The sequence below is a fragment of the Terrimonas ferruginea DSM 30193 genome (assembly GCF_000425585.1).
Classification (GTDB): Bacteria; Bacteroidota; Bacteroidia; order Chitinophagales; family Chitinophagaceae; genus Terrimonas; species Terrimonas ferruginea.
In genome coordinates, this window is the sequence record NZ_KE384401.1 from 1 (window position 1) to 20,227 (window position 20,227).

General features: G+C 48.3%; 17 protein-coding genes. 7 read left to right on the forward strand and 10 right to left on the reverse strand.

Features of this window, described 5'->3' with window-relative positions; genetic code table 11:
• A partial coding sequence (locus H608_RS22885) for a DUF6443 domain-containing protein (protein ID WP_038009054.1) occupies positions 1-1,382 on the reverse strand: 1,382 nt, incomplete at its 3' end.
• Between the two features lie 256 nt (positions 1,383-1,638).
• Complete coding sequence (locus H608_RS0117870; protein ID WP_162142897.1) at positions 1,639-3,621, reverse strand: PKD domain-containing protein; 1,983 nt, start codon at positions 3,619-3,621, stop codon at positions 1,639-1,641.
• 294 nt (positions 3,622-3,915) lie between these two features.
• Between H608_RS0117870 and H608_RS0117875 the strand changes: the two genes are divergently transcribed.
• Both H608_RS0117875 and H608_RS0117880 read left to right on the forward strand, forming a co-directional pair.
• The gene (locus H608_RS0117875) at positions 3,916-4,473 is read left to right on the forward strand and encodes an RNA polymerase sigma factor (protein ID WP_245565777.1); all 558 of its coding nucleotides are present in this window, start codon (positions 3,916-3,918) and stop codon (positions 4,471-4,473) included.
• 9 nt (positions 4,474-4,482) lie between these two features.
• A complete protein-coding gene (locus H608_RS0117880; protein ID WP_028788886.1) occupies positions 4,483-5,196 on the forward strand; it encodes a tol-pal system YbgF family protein in 714 nt (237 codons plus the stop codon).
• Here the strand turns inward: H608_RS0117880 and H608_RS0117885 are convergent.
• From H608_RS0117885 to H608_RS0117895, 3 genes are all read right to left on the reverse strand, one after another.
• Complete coding sequence (locus H608_RS0117885) at positions 5,179-5,787, reverse strand: Crp/Fnr family transcriptional regulator (RefSeq protein ID WP_028788887.1); 609 nt, start codon at positions 5,785-5,787, stop codon at positions 5,179-5,181. The two genes, H608_RS0117880 and H608_RS0117885, sit on opposite strands and share 18 nt — an antisense overlap.
• A gap of 183 nt (positions 5,788-5,970) precedes the next feature.
• Positions 5,971-6,342, reverse strand: a complete 372-nt coding sequence (locus H608_RS0117890; protein WP_028788888.1) for a DMT family protein — start codon at positions 6,340-6,342, stop codon at positions 5,971-5,973.
• A gap of 16 nt (positions 6,343-6,358) precedes the next feature.
• A complete protein-coding gene (locus H608_RS0117895) occupies positions 6,359-7,378 on the reverse strand; it encodes a fumarylacetoacetate hydrolase family protein (protein ID WP_028788889.1) in 1,020 nt (339 codons plus the stop codon).
• Between the two features lie 88 nt (positions 7,379-7,466).
• Here H608_RS0117895 and H608_RS0117900 point away from each other — a divergent pair, with 88 nt between their 5' ends.
• From H608_RS0117900 to H608_RS0117910, 3 genes are all read left to right on the forward strand, one after another.
• Complete coding sequence (locus H608_RS0117900; RefSeq protein ID WP_028788890.1) at positions 7,467-8,714, forward strand: serine hydrolase; 1,248 nt, start codon at positions 7,467-7,469, stop codon at positions 8,712-8,714.
• A gap of 16 nt (positions 8,715-8,730) precedes the next feature.
• Positions 8,731-11,256, forward strand: coding sequence for a bifunctional glycoside hydrolase family 9 protein/polysaccharide deacetylase (locus H608_RS0117905; protein ID WP_028788891.1), 2,526 nt, complete (start codon positions 8,731-8,733; stop codon positions 11,254-11,256).
• Between the two features lie 91 nt (positions 11,257-11,347).
• Positions 11,348-12,013, forward strand: coding sequence for a sterol desaturase family protein (locus H608_RS0117910; RefSeq protein ID WP_028788892.1), 666 nt, complete (start codon positions 11,348-11,350; stop codon positions 12,011-12,013).
• A 2-nt stretch (positions 12,014-12,015) separates the two neighbouring features.
• Here H608_RS0117910 and H608_RS23840 read toward each other — a convergent pair whose 3' ends face one another.
• A complete protein-coding gene (locus tag H608_RS23840; protein ID WP_051268436.1) occupies positions 12,016-12,324 on the reverse strand; it encodes a hypothetical protein in 309 nt (102 codons plus the stop codon).
• Positions 12,325-12,430: 106 nt separating this feature from the next.
• On the opposite strand from H608_RS23840, the gene H608_RS0117920 reads away from it, so the two are divergent.
• Positions 12,431-15,238, forward strand: coding sequence for an outer membrane beta-barrel protein (locus tag H608_RS0117920; RefSeq protein WP_038009059.1), 2,808 nt, complete (start codon positions 12,431-12,433; stop codon positions 15,236-15,238).
• Here H608_RS0117920 and H608_RS0117925 read toward each other — a convergent pair.
• The 3 genes from H608_RS0117925 to H608_RS0117935 form a co-directional block, all read right to left on the reverse strand.
• Entirely contained in the window at positions 15,235-15,996 is a 762-nt protein-coding gene (locus H608_RS0117925) for a TIGR02757 family protein (protein ID WP_028788894.1), read from the reverse strand. The genes H608_RS0117920 and H608_RS0117925 overlap by 4 nt on opposite strands.
• 86 nt (positions 15,997-16,082) lie before the next feature.
• A complete protein-coding gene (locus H608_RS24460; protein WP_155990241.1) occupies positions 16,083-16,229 on the reverse strand; it encodes a lmo0937 family membrane protein in 147 nt (48 codons plus the stop codon).
• A gap of 70 nt (positions 16,230-16,299) precedes the next feature.
• On the reverse strand, positions 16,300-17,442 hold the full coding sequence (locus tag H608_RS0117935; protein ID WP_038009062.1) for a cystathionine gamma-synthase: 1,143 nt from the start codon (positions 17,440-17,442) through the stop codon (positions 16,300-16,302).
• A 337-nt stretch (positions 17,443-17,779) separates the two neighbouring features.
• Between H608_RS0117935 and H608_RS23845 the strand changes: the two genes are divergently transcribed.
• A complete protein-coding gene (locus H608_RS23845) occupies positions 17,780-18,238 on the forward strand; it encodes a hypothetical protein (RefSeq protein ID WP_155990242.1) in 459 nt (152 codons plus the stop codon).
• Positions 18,239-18,319: 81 nt separating this feature from the next.
• On the opposite strand, the gene asnB is transcribed toward H608_RS23845, so the two are convergent.
• The gene (gene asnB, locus H608_RS0117945) at positions 18,320-20,176 is read right to left on the reverse strand and encodes an asparagine synthase (glutamine-hydrolyzing) (RefSeq protein WP_028788896.1); all 1,857 of its coding nucleotides are present in this window, start codon (positions 20,174-20,176) and stop codon (positions 18,320-18,322) included.
• Positions 20,177-20,227 lie beyond the last annotated feature (51 nt).

The window sequence follows — 20,227 nt, forward strand, 5'->3', positions numbered from 1 at the left end:
AGCGGAGTAACAGGGAACGGAAAGCTTGTAGATGCTGAAAGGAAATGACTGTTCCAGGTCGTTAAAAACGTAGCCGATAAACCGGAAGGCAGACCAGCATAGTCATCATAATGCGTTCGCGTTAGTCTGTCCCAACCGCTGCCCGGCGTGGAAGTGGCGGCAAACGGATAGTCCGTCGAAGCCGCATTGGCCTGTGTCTGCTGCCAGCTTCTGGTCTGGCTGCTGGTCCACAGGCCTGTTTGTACAGGGCGGTTCAAATAATCATACAGCGTCACCAGCCATTGGTTACTGCTTCTCAGGTTGCCGTCCTGCGTCATCACCAATCGATCCTTATTATCGTACACCATGTACACCGGTTTGGCGCCGGGTACCTGTTTGGCGATCATTCTGCCACGCTCATCATAGGCGTAGCGGAAAGTCTGTTCTTCCAAAATAATACTGGTAAACGTGAGGCTGTTGGCCACCAGGTCGATAAAACCCTGTGGCTGGATCACACCGGCCAGTCTGTTATGCTTGTCATAGATATAATAAGTACAGAGCCAACCGCTGTGCCCGCTGCCGGTTCCATTGTCAGCCGTGGCCGTCAGTTGCACTTTCTTCAACACTACTAACCCGTCTTTGTCCTTGTACTCGATCACTTGTTTACCGTGTTCGTCGGTCGTGATCGTTTTGTAAAGTTCTCCTTCGGGATAGATACCCGGAGTGGTATACGTTGCAAAGTCGCCGCTCACTGTTCCCACATTCCAGATACGTACCGCGTCGGTGGCTGTATTGTGCATGTACGAAGTTTGCACGCCTCTTGCCGCGCCCACCCAGCTATTACCCGGGGACATGCCTTTTAATGGGCGGCTGAGTGGTGACGCTTCAAATTCCGTTTTACCATAGTAATACGTCTCACCCTGGCCCGCGACCGGGTTCAGCGCAGCGTTGCTGCTGCTATAAAAAGCATTTTGTTGCTCAAACGGGTTGCGTTTAAACAAACCATCGGTTACACTGGCATTGCCACCCGTTGTACTAGCCGGAGCTGGCAAAAACTTGTATTGTTCCCTACCCAGTTCATCATAAACAATCGTGTTAACGATATCCGTCGCCGTTCCGCCTGTAATTAAGGATCCTTGTTTGATCACCGTTTGCACCGGTCTGCCTACGCCATCCATGTATTGCGTGGCCATGCGCACATCCGTTAATGGCCGTGCAATGAGGTTGTCGGGGTTGGTCTCCGGCCCTGTCGCATCCCAGGTGCGTACCCAGTTGGTCTTCGAACCCGCCGGATAGACGGCCGGGGCCTGGGCACGCGCGGTTGATCCAACTAAAATAGACAGGAAAAAGATATTTACTGCACGACACGGCAGTAAATGCAGCAACAGGCGACGCTTCGGCATACGATGGTGGTTGGTTTGGACGAGATGATCAGCGATGGCTTAAATCGATGATCATATTGTTGGCTCAGCTACAAACCTCGGGGAAAAAGTCAAAATTAAAAAGTCAAAATTCAAAAAAGGGGGAGATGGTCAATCGGTAAATTCGTCATTCCTCTGCGCGAAAAATTCACGCAAAGACGCATAAGGAGCAAAGATGCAAAGAGATTTATAGCCTTATACCTTATGCCCTAGCCCGAAGTGTCGGGCCTTACGCCTTCTACAACCTCCATGCGCCATACACCTGCACATACTGCCCCTGCTTGCCGTCAAATTGATAACGCGCGCCGATGCAGGGTCCCAATAATATTTTACCAATATTAATATCCGCAAACGGACGGAAGCGTATAGGACCCGTGCCTCCTTTATTTGTTTCGACCGTTTGTGAAAGTTTTCGCTCCTGTCCATTCACGAAGGGATAGATGGTCCTGTTTTCTTCCGCTGATAATGGCAGATCAAGTTTGCATTGCACACCCGCCCCCACAGAGACGAAATGACCAATGTTATACCTCAATTGCACCGGTACTACGTCAAGCCGCAGGATCCGCGCGGAGACTTTCCTTTCATAGAAGTCATAGTTATAATCCACACCATCGATGGTGACACTACCGGGCCGGAATACACGCCCATAGTCTGTCTGTTGTTGCACCGTGCCGCCATACAATTCCACTTGCCAGTATAATTTTTTATAAGGCGCCAATGGCGACAATCCCACGCCCAGCGACCAGGCCTGCCGGCTGCGCATACTCTTGACTTCTTTATCTACGTCTCCATCCTGTATGCTTAACTGATGCGCCGCAAACACAATTGGTGAAAGACTTTTGCGGAATCTTCCCGTTGCCGTGTTCGTTATGATCGGTTCGTTTTTGTCAAAGTAAATAGCCGTGCGCCCACGGAATGCCTGGTTCGGCAGTTTCTTCCTCGGCTTTACCACAAAACGGATAAATCCCTTCGTACTGTCTTCATTGGAGATGTCTTTGGCTTTGGTTCCGGGCAGACTGATCCAGCGGAAATTAAATACGATTGTTTTGTCTTCCTTCACTGTTTGCTCCCAGCATCCGCGCGTAATACTGTCCGAACAGGGAGGACAGTTGGGCGAAAGCTGCAACAGTCTGAATGTGGACGGATCCATGTTGGCTGGCAGATCTATTTCTAACCTGATATTGCGTGCATCGCCTTCACCATCATTCTGGAATTGCACTTTGTACAACATTTCTTTGCGTTTTGCCATCATACGATAGCTCATCCGCGATTGCTTCAGCGACATGCGGTTCGGATCATGCGAGGCTACTACGGGCACTTCCAGCTGATGCACATAGGCATCGCCACCATCTTCCGGAAAATAAATGCCCGTGATCGTAACCATGGCATTGGTATCCTTCAACATTTCCGGTGTAATGTCGTATTGAATAAAGGAGAACGCTGATTTATCTGTTTCGCTTTTCACTGTATACACCTGCTTTGTATTATACTGCGCAAACAATCCACGGAAATATTGATTGGCTTCATCCGCAGTCACTTTGCGGTCCTGGCGGTTATTGTAATGCGGACTACCGCTTTGCGTAACCGTTATCTGCGATACCGATGCCCATAGTTTAGCGGCGTCTACACTGTCGGGGTTCAATTGTTTTTCTCCATAATAGGATGATGCATCGCGTTGTTTGAATCCACCGGGTCCATAGATCTTTTCATTGGTTAATATCAATAAGTGTCCCTTTCCCTGGGGCGCCCGCAATCCGGCAATCAGCAACATGTCTTCACCCGGAAGCGCATTGGTGTTTTTTGCCAGTTGAAATACACCATTGGCGGAAAAGAAGTTTTTCTCCGCATTCGACGGTGAGGTAACAGAAGCCATAGCTTCAGAAACTTCATTCTGGCGTTTTACCGGGCGTGGCGGACGTTTGCCGTCATCATAATTGTTGACGGCGTATAATTGAACGGTATAGTTTCCGGGCAATGCATAACGGTGACGCGGCATGGAGTCTGTACTGAAATGTCCGTCACCAAAATCCCAGAGATAGGTATAGAATGGGCTTCTGCCACCCGGAATAACCTGCAGGGGCCGCAGTTTAGGTCTGAATTCAAAATCGTCTTTGCCGGCCACAATCTCAAAACCGGCAGTACTATCAGTTCCGGCAGGCAATTGCGCATAAGCGGGTGCAGCCATTGCGGAAAATAACAGGAAAAGAAGCAGGTTCCTCATATCTGACAGGTTTTTGACGGTCTGGTTGGAAGAGCTGAGCATATATACTTCAAGCTGTTACGAAAAATAAGTAATATTTTTAAAGTAATAAGTAATAAGTCAAAAGTCAAAAGTGAGGAGCGTGAATAAGTCAATCAGTGAGTAAGTCAATATATTCACCAATCGGGATCAATATTCAGTTATTTACTAATCGACTTATTGCCGGCTATTACAGATCATTTTCTATTCACAATTGACAATTGAACATTCATTCTTTTGACTTTTGAATTTTTAATTTTGACTTAACTCTTAATCTTGCACCAGGACCAACGCTATATCACTTTTTTACAGCAAAATGATGCCCGTGGTATCGCGGAGATCTATCGTTTATATGCAGATAAAATAAAACGGCTGATTGTTACCAACAGCGGTAGCGAAGAAGACGCGGCCGACATTTTCCAGGAATCCCTTGTCGATATATACCGGATGAGCACGGAAAGTGATTTTGTACTTACCTGCCCGTTTGAGGCCTTCCTCGTATTGGTCTGCAAAAGAAAATGGCTGAATGTGCTCAAAAAGAACGGCAGAAGCCCGGTAACAAAGTCGTTTGACGACGTATCTTCTTTTAAACAGGAGGAATGGGACAGCGCCGGAGAGTATGCCCGGCGCGAAGAGCGCGAAACAACGATCATGGAACTGCTGGAACAACTCGGCGATAAATGCCGGGAGATCATCAAAGCCTGCATGTCCGGCGATCACCAGGAAAAAGTAGCCGAATCGCTCGGTCTCACCTACGCCTATCTGCGAAAAAAGAAAAGTGAATGCATGGCCGGCCTCGCAGCCCTTGCGCGCCAGCACCCATTGTTTAAATAGAAGAATGTCATGGAAAATTATTTCGATCAAATACAGGACTACCTCGACGGACAACTTTCCGCAGACGGGCAGGCGGCTTTTGAACAGGAGCTTCGCGGAAATGCGGAACTGCAAAAGCAAACGGCCATCCGCCGCGAAATGCAGGACGTCATTGCAAAACGATTGAAAGCAGAACAAGCTGTGCCCGCTCTCCGCAGCACCTTGAAAGCAGTAGCGGCGGCACAAAATAAACCCACCACCCGAGTAATACCCTTCCGCAGGATCGTGATCGGGCTGGCGGCTGCGGCTGCTTTGATCTTTGCAGTGGTGATGTCGGGTGTATTCAGTAACAACGGAATGGAACTTCCGGCGATGGAAGCAACCATAAGCCGCGGCGTCAACAGCGATTCATTATTCAACGCGGCTTCTAAAGCTTACAATGATAAAGACTATGCAGCTTCGGCTTTATTACTGGAACAGGTAGTGACGGCGGATACGCAATCGGCTGCCGCGCGTTATTATCTCGGACTGAGTTATGTGGGAAATAAAGCATGGGGACCGGCGGTCACGCATTTGGCGCGCATTTCTTCCGGTACGTCTGTTTATGCAGGTGATGCGGCTTATTTTGCAGCACTTTCGTATGAAAACCTCAATGAAAAAACTGCGGCCCGAGAACAGGCGTTAAAAGTTCCGCAGGTATCTCCTTATTATAAAAAAGCACAAAAGCTACTCGGTAGCTTGTGATCCGGGTTTGAAGTTTCTTTTCGCCAGTTCCCGGCGTACACGGCTCAGCGATTCAGGCGTAATGCCCAGGTAAGAAGCGATCATCCATTGCGGTACGCGGAGGGTAAGACTTGGATAACGTTCAATGAAGTCCATATAACGCGTCTCCGCAGAAGCGCCGATCAATAAACTGATCCGGTGCTGTTGCATGCGCACCAGGTTGTGCAATGCTTTTGTATTAAACGTATTGAAGCCCGCAAAAGCCGAAACCTGTTGGAAAAATTCCGGCGTCAACACCACCAGTTTCGACTCTTCTATTGTATCAATGAAAATAAGTGACGGTTCGCCGAAAAGGAAACTGTTGCGGTCGCTGATCCAGCTATCTTCCGGCGCAAACTGAATGATGTGTTCGCGGCCATTGTCATCCACTGTGTAGGAACGCAATAAACCGTTTGCTACAAAGTATACTTCACTGCATATTTCATCCTGCCGCAAAAGCACCGTGCCTTTGGCAACAGTCCGCTCCTGTATGGCATGGCTGACCGTGTCGAATTGTTCGTCAGTGAGGGCGCCCTTTGCGAGCAGGTAGTTGCGGAAGAATTCAAAATTCAAAAGTCAAAATTCAAAAGGGTGAATGGTGAATGGTGAATGGTCAATCGTCAATGGTCAATGGGATGCTTACCTAAACCTATGGCCGAAGTTTCGGCCCGAAGTTTCGGCCCGAAGTCCTCTTCATGCACCTTTTCGAGCACCTTAGACCTTAAGCCTTACGCCTTAAACCTTACACCTTCTTCCTTACTTTTTAAAAATAAAATACACGGCTCCTACTAAAAAAGCAAATCCTATCAAATGATTCATGCGCAGGGTTTCCTGTTTGAAAACAACCAATACAAACACGGTAAATACAATCAGGGTGATCACCTCCTGCAATACTTTCAACTGCCACAGGTTAAAAGGGCCGCCGTTTTCAGAAAAACCAATGCGGTTGGCCGGCACCTGCAGGGAATATTCAAATAAGGCAATGCCCCAACTGATCAGGATGATGCTGACGAGCCCGAGATTTTGGCCCCATTTGTATTCCTTGAACTTGAGGTGTCCGTACCACGCCAATGTCATGAATGTATTGGACAGTGCCAGCAGTACAATAGTCAGGATAGCTTTTTTCATACAAAGTATTTTTTACTTACTCTGTTGCAGGTGTTTTCTTTTGTGCGAGGATGCTCCAACTGGAATCTTCGGCTACGATGGTATTGGATAAATGTCCCAGTTGATCGATGGCCATTTCCACTTTATCATTTGCCTGCAACCATTGTTCCTGGTAATTCGGATCGTTCAGTTTGCCCGTGCCGTTGAGCTCGAGGAAACATCCGGTGCCTACGGTGCCGCTCCCGATCACATCGCCGGGATACAGATCCACGCCATAGGAGGCGCGCTCGATGATCTCTGCAAAGGTCCAGTCCATATCACCGAGATTGCCTTCGCTCACCTGAACACCATTTACCCAGCATTTCATCTTCAGGTTCCAGCTTTTGCCGGTGTGATTTTCTTTCGCAGGAATTTCAAAGGCCTGCAATTCATCCAGCGTTACCAGCCAGGGGCCGATAACAGTAGAAAAGTCTTTGCCTTTGGCAGGTCCGAGGTTCAGCAACATTTCTTCCATTTGAAGACGTCTTGCGCTCATGTCGTTCATGATCATGATGCCGCCAATGTATTCGTCGGCACGTTCGGCAGGAATGTTACGGCCATGGCGGCAGATAACGATCGCCGCTTCCAGTTCGAAGTCGAGCTTTTCGAAATGATCCGGCATGGCGCGAAGTTCACCGGGACCCTGTATGCCGTGGTGATTGGTAAAATAGAAAATGGGGTATTGGTCGAATTCGGGAATCATGTCCACTTTGCGGTTGCGGCGCGCAGCGGCCACGTGCTGACGAAAGGCATAACCATCGCGGCAGCTTGCAGGAAACGGCACGGGTGCCAGCAACTGCAACTGATCCACAGGAATGCCGCGGTTGCTCGTGCGCGTTCCTTCACGCAACATCAACTCTCCCGCCTGGGCAATATGAAAACTTTCGTCCCAGTAAGTAAGGAACATGTTCATACTATTGGGAAGATCGGGGTGCAGTACTTCCATATCATATACAAGGTTGTTCACCAGCACGCCCAATTGTTCGCGTTCATCTTTCAGGTAGGAGACCAGTTTCATCGGCAAATATTTGCCGCAAGTTAATGGGAAATGAGCAGCCCGCTGCGCCCGGCACCCTTTTTTACCTGAAGAGTTGTATCTTTTGCCAATGATACGCCTGGCCGCTTTACTGTCGTTCCTCTTTTCTTTTTATACCATGCATGCCCAAACTCCCGACTCGTCCTGGCTGCGCCGACTGCTGGAAGAAAACGCATCGCCTGCCTTGAAGTCCGTACTGGCACAGCCCGACACGTTCCGCTATCAACTCATTTATACCCGCATCGACCGCGATAAAAACAATAAGCCTTCTTTTACGCATTACTACCTCAACGTAGACAAAGACCGCTATTTCAATCCGGCCTCCACGGTCAAGATGCCACTGGCTTTTCTTTCCCTGGAAAAATTAAACCGTCTCAAAAAAGCCGGCGTCGGGAAGTATACAACGATGCTCACAGACAGCGCCGCACCTCCGCAAACGACCGTACTCACCGACACTTCTGCCAAAAACGGACTGCCATCCATCGCCCAATACATCCGCAAAATATTCCTGGTAAGTGATAACGATGCCTATAACCGGTTGTATGAATTTCTGGGTCAGCAATACATCAATGAAACCTTACAAAAAAAAGGCTACAGGAACACGCGCATTACGCGCCGGTTCGTGCGGATGAACGAAGAAGAGAACCGCTTGACCAATCCCGTACGTTTTTTAGATGAAAAAGGAAAACTCCTGTATGCACAACCTGCCGCCAAAAGTGCGTTCAACTTCGACTTCAGTCAACGCAACCTGATCGGCCGCGCCTATTACGACCGCGACGAAAAGCTGATCGGTGAACCGATGGATTTTACCACGCATAACAATGCCCCGCTGGCAGATCTGCAACGATTATTACAATCGGTTTTATTCCCCTCTTCCGTTCCCGCGAAGCAACGCTTCGATCTCACGGAAGACGATTATCAGTTTCTGTATCGCTATATGTCTGAATTGCCTTCGGAGAGCCATTTCCCCAACTATGACACCACCGAATTTTTCGACAGCTACACCAAATTCTTTTTCTTCCGGGCCGGCAAGGAAAAAATTCCGTCCTATATCCGCTCGTTCAACAAAACCGGCTGGAGCTACGGCTTCCTGACAGATGTATGTTATATCGTAGACTTTAAAAATAACGTGGAGTTCATGCTCTCGGGGAATATCTATGTAAACAAAGACGGCGTGCTCAACGATAATAAATATGAATACGACGAAACAGGCTACCCGTTTTTCAAAGAAGTTGGCAACATCATTTATAACCATGAATTGAAACGTCCGCGTAAACACCAGCCCGATCTGCAGAGCTGGAAGTTTACCTATGACTGACCAAAGCTGCTTGTGTATGAAAATCTTTTCTCTTTTGTTTTGCCTGCTGTTTGCCGCCGTTGCGGAAGCACAGCAAAGCTGGATACGGATCAATCAACTGGGCTACCTGCCCGATCTGCCGAAGGGCGCTGTCTGGTGTGCCAAAAACGGCAATGTTCCTTCGGAATGGACCTTACATGACGCGAAAACCGGCGCTGAAGTGACCAAAGGAAAAACACAGTCCTTTGGTGCATACGGCCCGTTCCGCCACACGGCCAGACTCGATTTTTCTTTCTATAAAAAATCCGGCAGCTATTATTTGCAGACAGGCGATACGCGCTCTGCGGTTTTTTCCATCGATGCAAACGTGTACAAGGGCGCGGCAGACTTCTGCCTGCGGTATATGCGGCAGCAGCGATGCGGCTTCAATCCTTATCTGAACGACAGTTGCCATACGCAGGACGGCTACGTGCGCTATGGACAAAACATTCCCGACAGCAGTTACGTGGACGCGCGCGGCGGCTGGCATGATGCGAGTGACTATCTCCAATATGTAACCACTTCTGCCAATGCCACCCATCACCTGTTGCTCGCCGGCCGCGACTTTCCGGCGGTATTCACGGATAAACACCTGGCCAATGGACGCCCCGGCGGTAATGGCCAGCCCGATGTGATCGACGAGGCAAGATGGGGAATGGAATGGCTGAACCGTATGTATCCCGGAGGCGATACGATGTACAACCAGGTAGCCGACGACCGCGATCACATCAGCATGCGCATACCGAAAGAAGACAGTCAATATGGAAAAGGCTATCAACGGCCGGTCTATCGCATCACCGGCGAATCGCAGCAGCAGGGAAAAGGATGGAATAAAACAACCGGTACCAGCTCTACGGCTGCCAAGATCGCGGCGGCATTTGCATTGGCCTATCAGTCCGGCATCCATGTGGAAACGGCTGATAAAAGTTACGCAAAAGCCATCGGCGCTTTCCGTTTTGCCTTAAAGAAGCCGGGTGTAACGCAGACGGTTTCCGTCAAAGCGCCTTATATCTATGCAGAAGAAAACTGGACAGATGATATGGAAATGGCCGGAGCGGCATTGGCAGGAATGCTATGGAAGGAGAACCAAAAAGCCGTGGATGATATGCTTGACAGAGCCGTTGCCTATGCGATCAATGAACCCATCACGCCGTGGCTTGGTGCAGATACGGCCGCGCATTATCAATGGTATCCGTTTATCAATACCGGTCATTATGAATTGACGCGCCTGCTTCGTGAACGTGCGGCCAAAGCCAAAGGAGCAGAAGCGGTCTATTGGCAAAAAAGAGCAGATATGCTGATGGATTTTTATCGTACAGGTATTGAAAAGGTTTGGGACAAGGCGGAACAAAATGCTTTCTACCGCGGTGTTCCCTTTATCTGGTGCAGTAACAATCTTACCGCCGCCTTTGCCATTCAATGTTTCTGGTACAGGAGCCTGAGTGGTGATAATCGCTATGCTGCATTCGAACAGGCCAACATCGATTGGTTGTTTGGTTGCAACCCGTGGGGCACAAGCATGGTATACGGACTGCCTGTACAGGGCGACACACCGGTGGACCCGCACTCTGCGTTTACGCATTTAAAAAAATACCCGATCGATGGCGGCCTGGTCGACGGACCGGTGTATACATCAATTTACAAAAGCCTGATTGGTATAAAACTGCAGGACGAAGATGAGTACGCGTCGTTCCAGAGCGACCTGGCTGTTTATCATGATGATTATGGCGACTACAGTACCAATGAACCAACGATGGATGGAACAGCATCGCTTGTGTATTTGCTGGCATCGCGTGAGGCGGTCAAAATGCCCGCACATCTGGCGGCTAATAAAACGATGACCTATGGCGCTATTACCCGCGGCGATACGCGTACAAAGAAAATTGCATTGGTCTTTACCGCCGATGAATTTGCCGATGGCACGGCTGCCATCACAAAAGCACTGGCGGATAAAAAAATAAAAGCCTCGTTTTTCCTGACCGGGAATTTTTACCGGATACATAAAACGGCGGTGCAGCAACTGAAACGCGGTGGCCATTATCTTGGTCCGCACTCAGACAAACACCTGCTTTATTGCAGCTGGGATGATCGCGACAGCCTGCTGGTGACAGAAGAACAATTTTTCGCAGACCTGAAAAAAAATTACGAAACGATGGCCACTTACGGGATCCGCAGCGAAGATGCGGGCTTCTTTTTGCCGCCTTATGAGTGGCACAACGACAGCATTGCGGCCTGGACAAAAAAATCGGGGGTACAATTGATTAATTTCACGCCTGGTACAAGGAGTAATGCGGATTACACCTGGCCGGCGTTATCCAATTACCTTAGCAGCCAGGCGATTTATGACCAGGTAGTACGCTATGAAAAAGAATCCGCTTCCGGCCTGAATGGATTTATATTACTGCTTCATTTAGGTACGGATCCGGCGCGTAAGGATAAATTTTACCGTTTACTGCCCGCGCTGCTGGAATATCTGAAAAAAAGAGGATATGATTTTCAGCGGGTTGACGAGCTGCTGAAATGACACCAGGTTATTCGTTAAAGTTTCCATTGAAAAAAAAAATCAGGGTTTTTGCTGCGCTCCGCTGATGCAAAAATCAAAGTATCTTTGCCGCATGCAATTCGAAAAGATTCACAATAAGGGGCAGGCCAGGTTGTTCAAGAACGATTACCTCGAGATGCTGACAAAAACACATCCGCTGGTGATCTGGGGAATGTATACTCCGGTGATCATTTATATGTTGTATTACAGCAATGCAACCTTGCATTACAGTGCAGGGCGCGTATTCCTCACGTTCTTTGGAGGCATTCTCTTCTGGTCATTCTTTGAATACCTTGCGCACCGGTTCCTGTTTCACTGGGTAAGCGATAACACGCGTATGCAGAAATTCATCTATACCCTGCATGGCAATCACCATCATTATCCCCGTGATAAGCAGCGCCTGTTCATGCCACCCGTGCCCAGCCTGATCATCTCCAGCACTATCCTGGGACTGATGTATCTCGCTATTGGCAACAATTCGCTGATGTTCTTCCCCGGTTTTATGCTGGGATACCTGATGTATGGCACGATGCACTACGCTATCCATGCCTGGAATCCGCCGTTTAAATGGATGAAAGGTCTGTGGCGCAATCACCATCTGCATCATTACAAAAACGAACACAATGGATTTGGCGTGAGTTCGACTTTATGGGATCATGTATTCGGTACGATGTTCGACCTCAAAAAAGAAAAAGAAGACAAGGAGAAAGTGAAAGAATTGATGTTTGGGAAAAAATAAACTTACCATTTTTCCTCATCGGGAATAGAAGGATCCCGCCGGCTGAACGTCTGGCGGGATTTTATTTTTTGTGCCATTCTCTCCACCAGCAGCCCGGTGATCAGTACGGCGGAGTCCGCTTCGGGCTGCCCGGCCAGCAGCGCTCTTAATTTGTGCTCGCTCACGTCCTGGCGGTACAGCAGGCTGACCAGCGCATTAAAGTCTTCGTTGATCAATTGCCTGATCTGCTCCGTAAGGCGGTTTAAATCGTCGCTGGCAGGCTGTTGGGCTACCTGCTCGGCCAGATGAATAAGAGAGGCTGTTTCGGACATAGCATTAAAAATACGATTCACGCCGGCGTAAAGAAAATGTTAAAGGAAGTACGAACTATTTCTTATTACGAATATTCTCGTAATTTGCACGAGCAAAACCAACCCCATGTTTAAGAAACTGCTTCTATTTCTGTTAGTTACATCATTTTCCCTGTCCGCGTTTTCCCAGGGCTCCGTTAAGGGCAAACTCCTCGATTCCGCCAATAAACAGCCACTTGCACTGGCCACCGTTACCGTTTTCAAAGCAGCGGATACGGCTATTGTTACCTATCGCCTCAGTTCCCCGGACGGCGATTTTCGCGTGCCCGGCCTGCCACTCGGCATCCCGCTGCGCATGGTGGTCTCGTTTTCCGGTTACGGCGTTTACCGCCACGAATTCACCGCCACCTCCGATACGCCCGTAATCGATCTTGGGAATGTTTACCTCGAACCCAATGCCACTTCGCTGGACGAAGTGCTGGTGGTGTCGGAACGCCCGCCCGTGACGATCAAAAAAGATACGATCGAGTTCAATGCATCGGCATTTAAAACATTGCCCAATGCATTGGTGGAAGACCTCCTGAAAAAATTGCCCGGCGTTCAGGTAGATGCCGACGGTAATATCACCGTCAACGGCAAACCCGTTAACCGTTTGCTCGTCGATGGTAAGTCCTTCTTCGGCGACGATCCGAAGATGGCCACCCGCAATCTGCCCGCTAACGTGATCGATAAGGTACAGGTGGTAGATGATAAGGAAGAAATGCTGCGCAATGGCGATGATAATATCAATAATGTAGGAAAGGTGATCAATATCACGCTCAAAAAAGGCGTGAAGAAAGGCTGGTTCGGAAAAGCCTACGCCGGCACCGGTACCGAATCACGTTATGAAGCAGGTGCCATCGCCAATATTTACCGCGATACTTTGCAGGTAAGCATACTCGGCTATGCCAACAACCTCAACCGCCCCGGTTTCAGTTATACCGAACTTATGCAGACGGGTGGTCTCGACCGCTCACGCGGTGTTCAGGGAAGCAACAGCACCAGCATCTGGCGCAACAATTCCGGCAGCTCTATCAATGTCAACGGGGTTAACTTTGGCGGTTTGTCCAGCTACGGCGGTATCAGTACCAGCAAGGGCGCCGGTTTTAACCTGAATCACTCACCCAGTTCTAAGCAATCCATTTTTGCGCAGTACTTTTTTGGCAATGTAGTGGTAGACCGTATCAATACCATCAATATGCAGCAGTTCAGCGGCGACACTGTCATTACTAACAACAACCGTATTACCGGCGATGTGGTGACCAACGCACACAACATCGGCGTGGGGGCAAGATTGAAACCCGATTCTGTTACCAGCATCCTGATCAATGTGAATTATATGATCGGCAAAACAGATGAAGACCGTATCAGCACCATCACAAGCGACAATAACAAAGTGGGCCCGCTGAGCACAGGCGATATTTACCAGAATAATCTCAACAATACTTATTACTACAAGCACATGGCCAACATCGTGCGGTTGTCGAAAACGAAAGCAAACCGCCGCATTGTGTTCACCAATTATTTAGACATCAATAATAAGTTTACCGACTTCCTTACCGAATCCGAAACGCGTTACCTGTATCCGATTCTTTACGACAGCTTGTTATCGCAGCTCCGCCTGCAGCGCATGCCGAGCACCACTACCCAAACCATTCTCGGTTACAGCGAGCCCATTACCAAATGGCTGATCTCGCGAAACTCCGTACGCTACGAATACGAAAAAGTAGGCAACGGCGTACGTACACTGAATAAAGATGGCGATGGAAAATTCCAGGTGCCCAACGAAACGCTTACCAATGATTTCAGCCGTGAGAACAATCGTATGATTGCCTCAACAGGTCTTGAGTTTAAATACAAGAAACTGACCGTCACTCCTTCGGTGCGCCTGCAATGGCAAAACATCAACAACCGGCTCGAAGGTGTGTCTCCCGTAGTACAAAAAAGAACGGATTTGCTGCCAAGCCTGGCCGTCGTTTTCAACCAGTTCAATTTAAATTATAGCCGCGACGTTGTATTGCCCGGTTATATGTACCTGCTGCCGGTTACAGACAACACGAATCCTTTTTATATCACCCGTGGCAATACTTCCCTGCAACCGTCCGACCGGCATTCGGTTCAGCTTAGTGGTTATTTCAATGATGCAAAACGCAACCTCTATTACAGCTTCTACACATCGGCAACAATGACTAACAACGATTTTGTACAGCATATACAGGTAGATGAACAAGGTGTACAAACTACCACGCCGATGAATGCGAATGGTACGCAAAGTGCCAACATCAATTTCAACGTTTCCAAACAATACAAGTACAGCCAGAAATTCACGTTCTCCTGGTACACCGGAGGCTGGGGACAGATCGGCAAGAACAGATTTATGTTCAATGAAGACGACAGTTGGCAACGCAACCTGAACATTTCGAGCTGGTCTGGATTTACGCTTAACTTCAATGACAAGGTTGAATTCAAAACCAACTACTCCATCAACTATCAGCGCGTGCGGAATACCAATCCTGCATTCAAACAATTGAATGTTATTTCTAACTGGACCGAGAATGAGCTGATCATACGCTGGCCGAAACATATATTCATTGAAAATATGCTGACTTATACGTACAACAGTTCTATCGGCGGCGGTTTACCCAAAGAAGTGCTGCGCTGGAATGCCGCGATCAACTTTACTTTCCTCCCCGGTGATGCAGGCGTGCTGAAGGTTGGTGTGCAGGATATCCTGAACCGCAATACCAATATCTGGGTACAAACGAATCGTAACACCATTACTACCAACAGCAATAATGTATTGGGACGTTACCTGCTGGCAACGTTCACTTACAACATAAGACCTTCGATGATGAAGAAGAAACCATCGGGTAACCGTTTCTTCCTGTGGGATTAAAAATGTTCGAGAATACCAAGCGCAAACAGCGCAAAATCGTAGCGAGCCGGATCTTGCGGATCGAATCTCCGGAGACGGTCCGTGAGTTCCAGCGCGGCGAGCCAGTCGGTTTGTTTGCGCTCCAGCAACCGGAACTTTCTCGCTACCCGTCCCACATGCAGATCGATGGGGCAGATAAGTTCCGAAGGACTGATCGAACGCCAGATGCCGAGATCGACGCCGCGGTCATCATGCCGGACCATCCAGCGGAGAAACATATTGAGTCGTTTGCAGGTGGAACCACGTTCAGGTGAGGCAACATGTTTACGGGTGCGCGGCGGCGCATCTTCCAATGAAAAAAAATAGTGATAAAAACCGGTCAGCATCTCTTCCACCGTTTTACCATGCATGGTGAATGCGGCTTCCAGCGAATCATACCGGTGATAATGATAACGGAAGAAGTCGATGAAATAAAGCAGATCGGTGGGATTGAAGGTGCGGTGTTTAAAAGAAAGTAGTTTTTTGAGTTCACCGGGACCTGCATGCAGACAGAAACTGTGCGGCTGCATCTCCATGAGTGAAAGTAATTCCCTGCTTTTGTTGATAATCGTGGTGCGGTTGCCCCAGGCAAAAGTAGCCGCAAAGAAACCAGCTATTTCCTGATCTTGTTTTTTGGTAAATAAATGGGGAATGAGAACAGGGTCCGCCGCGATAAAAGAAGGACGGTTATACTCATCAACTTTCTTATCCAGGAATTCTTTCAGCTTTTGCTCGGTCATTGTACAAAAATAAACCGCCGCAGGTAACTGCAACGGTTTATAAAAAAGTTCAGGGCTTTTAGTGGTGGTGCAAAAAATCTACACGGTTACACAGGGCTGCTGCCGCGGATAAGACGCAACAGGATAGCAATGATCGCGATCACCAGCAGTATGTGGATCAGGCTACCGGCAGAGAAAACAAAAAATCCTAAAAGCCAGCCGATTATCAATATTATCGCAATAAGGTATAACATGGCATCCGATTTAATTGTGAGGAAATTTCATGTCTTATACCTTTTTTAAGGCAGATACAATGCCAGAATATTAACCGATGGCCTGCTTCAGGTCTTCGATCAGATCTTCCGCATCTTCCACCCCAACGCTCAGGCGAATCAGTGAATCACTTAATCCGTTCTTGATACGTTCTTCCCGGGGAATAGATGCGTGTGTCATGGTTGCCGGATGATTGATCAGTGATTCCACACCGCCCAGGCTTTCCGCCAGCGAAAAAAGTTTGGTAGAGCTGAGCACGCGGTTCACTTCTTCCACACCTTCTTTCTTCAATTCGAAACTGATCATGCCGCCAAATCCACGCATTTGTTTTTTAGCTATGGCATAACCCGGCTGGTCTTCAAAGCCCGGCCAGTATACTTTGCTTACACCGGGATGCGCACGAAGCCAGTGCGCAATTTTTTCACCATTGATACAATGTTGTTGCATACGGAGGTGCAACGTTTTGATCCCACGCAGCACGAGGAAGCAATCCATTGGTCCGGGAACGGCTCCGCAACTTTTTTGAATGAAATAAAGCTGGTCGCGCAATGCCTGGTCGTTGATCACGAGTGCGCCCTGTATCACATCGCTATGCCCGCCGAGGTATTTGGTGGCGGAATGCATAACGATATCGGCACCGAGATCGAGCGGATTCTGCAGGTAAGGAGATGCAAAGGTGTTGTCGACGCAGAGAATGGTGCCTGCTTCTTTTGATATGGCCGCAATGGCAGCAATATCGGTGATGTTCATCAGCGGATTGGTAGGTGTTTCCAGCCAGATGAGTTTTGTTTTGGGTGTAACGGCTGCTTTTACGGCAGCTACATCGGTGGTGTCGACATAACGAAACACAATGCCGAATTTTTCAAACACTTTGGTAAACAGGCGATAGGTGCCGCCGTACATATCGGCAGCGGCAATCACTTCATCACCGGGTACGAGCAGCTTGATCACTGCATCGGTAGCGGCAACGCCGCTGCTGAAAGCGAGGCCAAATTTTCCGTTTTCGATCACTGCCAATGCTTCTTCCAGCGCCTGGCGTGTAGGATTCTGCGAACGCGCATATTCAAAACCTTTATTCACGCCGGGCGATTCCTGTACATACGTTGATGTCTGGAAAATAGGAGTCATGATAGCACCGGTTGACGGGTCGGGATTAGCACCTGCGTGGATGTATTTAGTACCTAATTTTTTCATGATAATTCATTTACGGTAAAACAGAATAGCAAAGATCAGGGAAATAAATCAGTATTCATGGAACTGGCTCCTGTAGCGCGTTTACCACTCATCCTCGTACAAATTCCTTTAACAAATCCTTAATCGCCCTGGTCACAGAAATATAACCATGCTTCGTACTTCGGGTTTACTTTTTCAATCATTGATAAAATGGTTTCAGATCGATTTAAGATAATTTAACGAATACGCCTGTAACATTTTCCGCTTACCAATGATCTATAAACGCATTGACTTCGCCTTGCAACGAAGCTATTTTAGCTGTGTCAAAACCTCCCTGTCATACAAAAAAATATTAGTTATGAAAACGCTTAGCTTAGTTGCCGCCCTGTTGATGACCTGTTTTACTTTCGCCGCTCCATTGCCTGCCGGCAAACCTTCAGAAGTAAATGAAAAAATATTGAAAGCTTTCAAAGAAAGTTTCACCAATGCGCAGGAAGTTACCTGGCACGAATACAAAGATGTTTACCAGGCGAGCTTCCGCCAGGATGATGTGCAGATGCGCGCTCAATATGATGCGCAAGGTACGCTCCTGAAAACAATCCGCTATTACGACGGCAGCCGTTTGCTTCCCGCCATCAAAACAAAATTGAACAAAAAATATCCCGGTCGTGAGATTGCTTCCGTAACGGAAACAACCGAAGATTCAGAGATCGGCTTTGTGATCAACCTGAAAGACGAGAACAAGTGGTATATCGTGAAGTCTGATGTGTACGGAAGACTGGAACTGATCAATAAGTTTAATCGCGGAGATAAGTAAATTCAAAATTCAAAAGTAAAAAGTCAAAAATTTTCAGGAGATAGCTAACTATCAGTAAGCCAACTTTTGACTTTTGAATTTTTACTTTTGACTTATAAAAGACGCGGCGGCAAGGTATCTCCAGTCATAATTGCCGGGATCGTGGGCAGCCGTTGCTATAACCGGCTTGTGGAGAACAGATGACCGCAGGATTTTTTCTTTAACGAGTGTATTTTTTGCTTCGTGGATGAGTGCTGTCATGGAAGGCGCGCTCATCCATTTTTTTTGCGGAGGTTCAAAGCCCGTTTTGTCTTTGCGCCAGGTAATAGACTCCGGCAAAATATCTTTCATCGACTCGCGAAGCAACCATTTGCTCCACCCTTTCCTGATCTTGAAATCCGAAGGCAGCATGAACAAAAACTCTGCAAGTTCATGACTTAAAAAAGGCAATCTCACCTCAATGCCATGCGCCATGCTGTTACGGTCTGCATAGCGCAACAACTCTTCGAGGCCATTGGTAAAAGCATTAAAATGCAAAGCCCCGTTCAGCGTGAAGATCTCCGGCGTGGTGTAATAAGCTTCCTGGCTTTGCAGTTTTACAAATTCGCGCGTGAGGTCTTTTTGTTTCAATGCGTGTAATAAGTATTGTTGTTCTAACAGCACAGCAGCTATATCGGGGAATAAAGCAGCAACAATATTGCGGAAGCCGAAAGGCTCGGTGATGCCTTTTTCCCTTGCAGCATTCAATTCTCCACTCCGCCACAATTTTCTTTTGCGGAAAAGTTCCTGCCAGTACCATTTATAATAACGGGGATAACCGGCGAGCAATTCGTCGGCGCCTTGTCCATCGATCAATACTTTGGTCTCATGCTGAGCGGCCAATCCATATACGCTGAATTGCGCAAAAATGCTTGACGAGCCGAATGGTTCTTCCTGATGATAACAAAGCCGTTCCCATTCACGCTCCAGCGATTCGGCATCGGGTGTAATGGTTTGATGAGCGAGTCCGAATTGATGACAGACCTGTTGCGCATGCGCCGATTCGTCACGCTCGAACCCCGGAAATGTAGCGGTGAAAGCCGTGAGCCCGGGATAATTTTCTGCATGAATAAGCGCGGCGATAGTGGAACTATCGAGTCCGCCACTCAGCGAAGTGCCGATTCGCACATCACTTCGAAGCCGTCTGTTTACGGATTGGCGAAGCAATTGATCAAATTTCTCCAATGCATGGTGGTCGCTGATCTTTTGCTGCTCATTGCTGTCGATCTCCCAATATTTTTCAATAACCGGTTCGGCAGAACCTGGTTTATAGTACAGGCAACTGGCGGCGGGTAATTTGCGGATATTGGTATAAAATGTTTCCCCGGGATCGGCGGGATTGCCCGTATACCCGATGGTGAGGAAGTTGAAAAGCATTTTGCGGTTGTGGTCGCGCGGAACACCGGCCGCCCAGAGAGCTTTCATTTCGGAGGCGAATAAAAAATTTCCGTTATGAAAATGATAGAAGAAAGGTTTTTCTCCGAAGCGGTCGCGCGCGGCAAAAAGCTCCTGTAGTTCGCCGTCCCAGATAGCGAAGGCAAACATGCCATCGAAATGATCGACGCAGGCGGCGCCGTATTCCTGGTAAGCGGCGAGGATCACTTCGGTGTCGGATTGCGTGGTAAAGTGATGGCCTTTTTGTAAAAGTGTTTGGCGGATTTCTTTATAATTATAGATTTCGCCGTTGTAAACAATCACGAGGTCCTTTGCTTCATCCTCGCGGCGTTGCATGGGTTGCGCGGCGGCGGCGCTGAGGTCGATGATGGCCAGTCTGCGGTGGCCGAGCAGCACGCTTCGGTCGGCGTTCTGCCAATGACTTTCTCCGTCGGGACCGCGATGCGCAATGGCTTTCGTCATGCGTTGCAGTTGCTCCAGCGAATAATGGCCAGGGGAAGAAAGTATGCCGGCAATTCCACACATACATAAAAGTAAAAATTAAAACGTGAATAGTGAATAGTGAATTGTGAATGG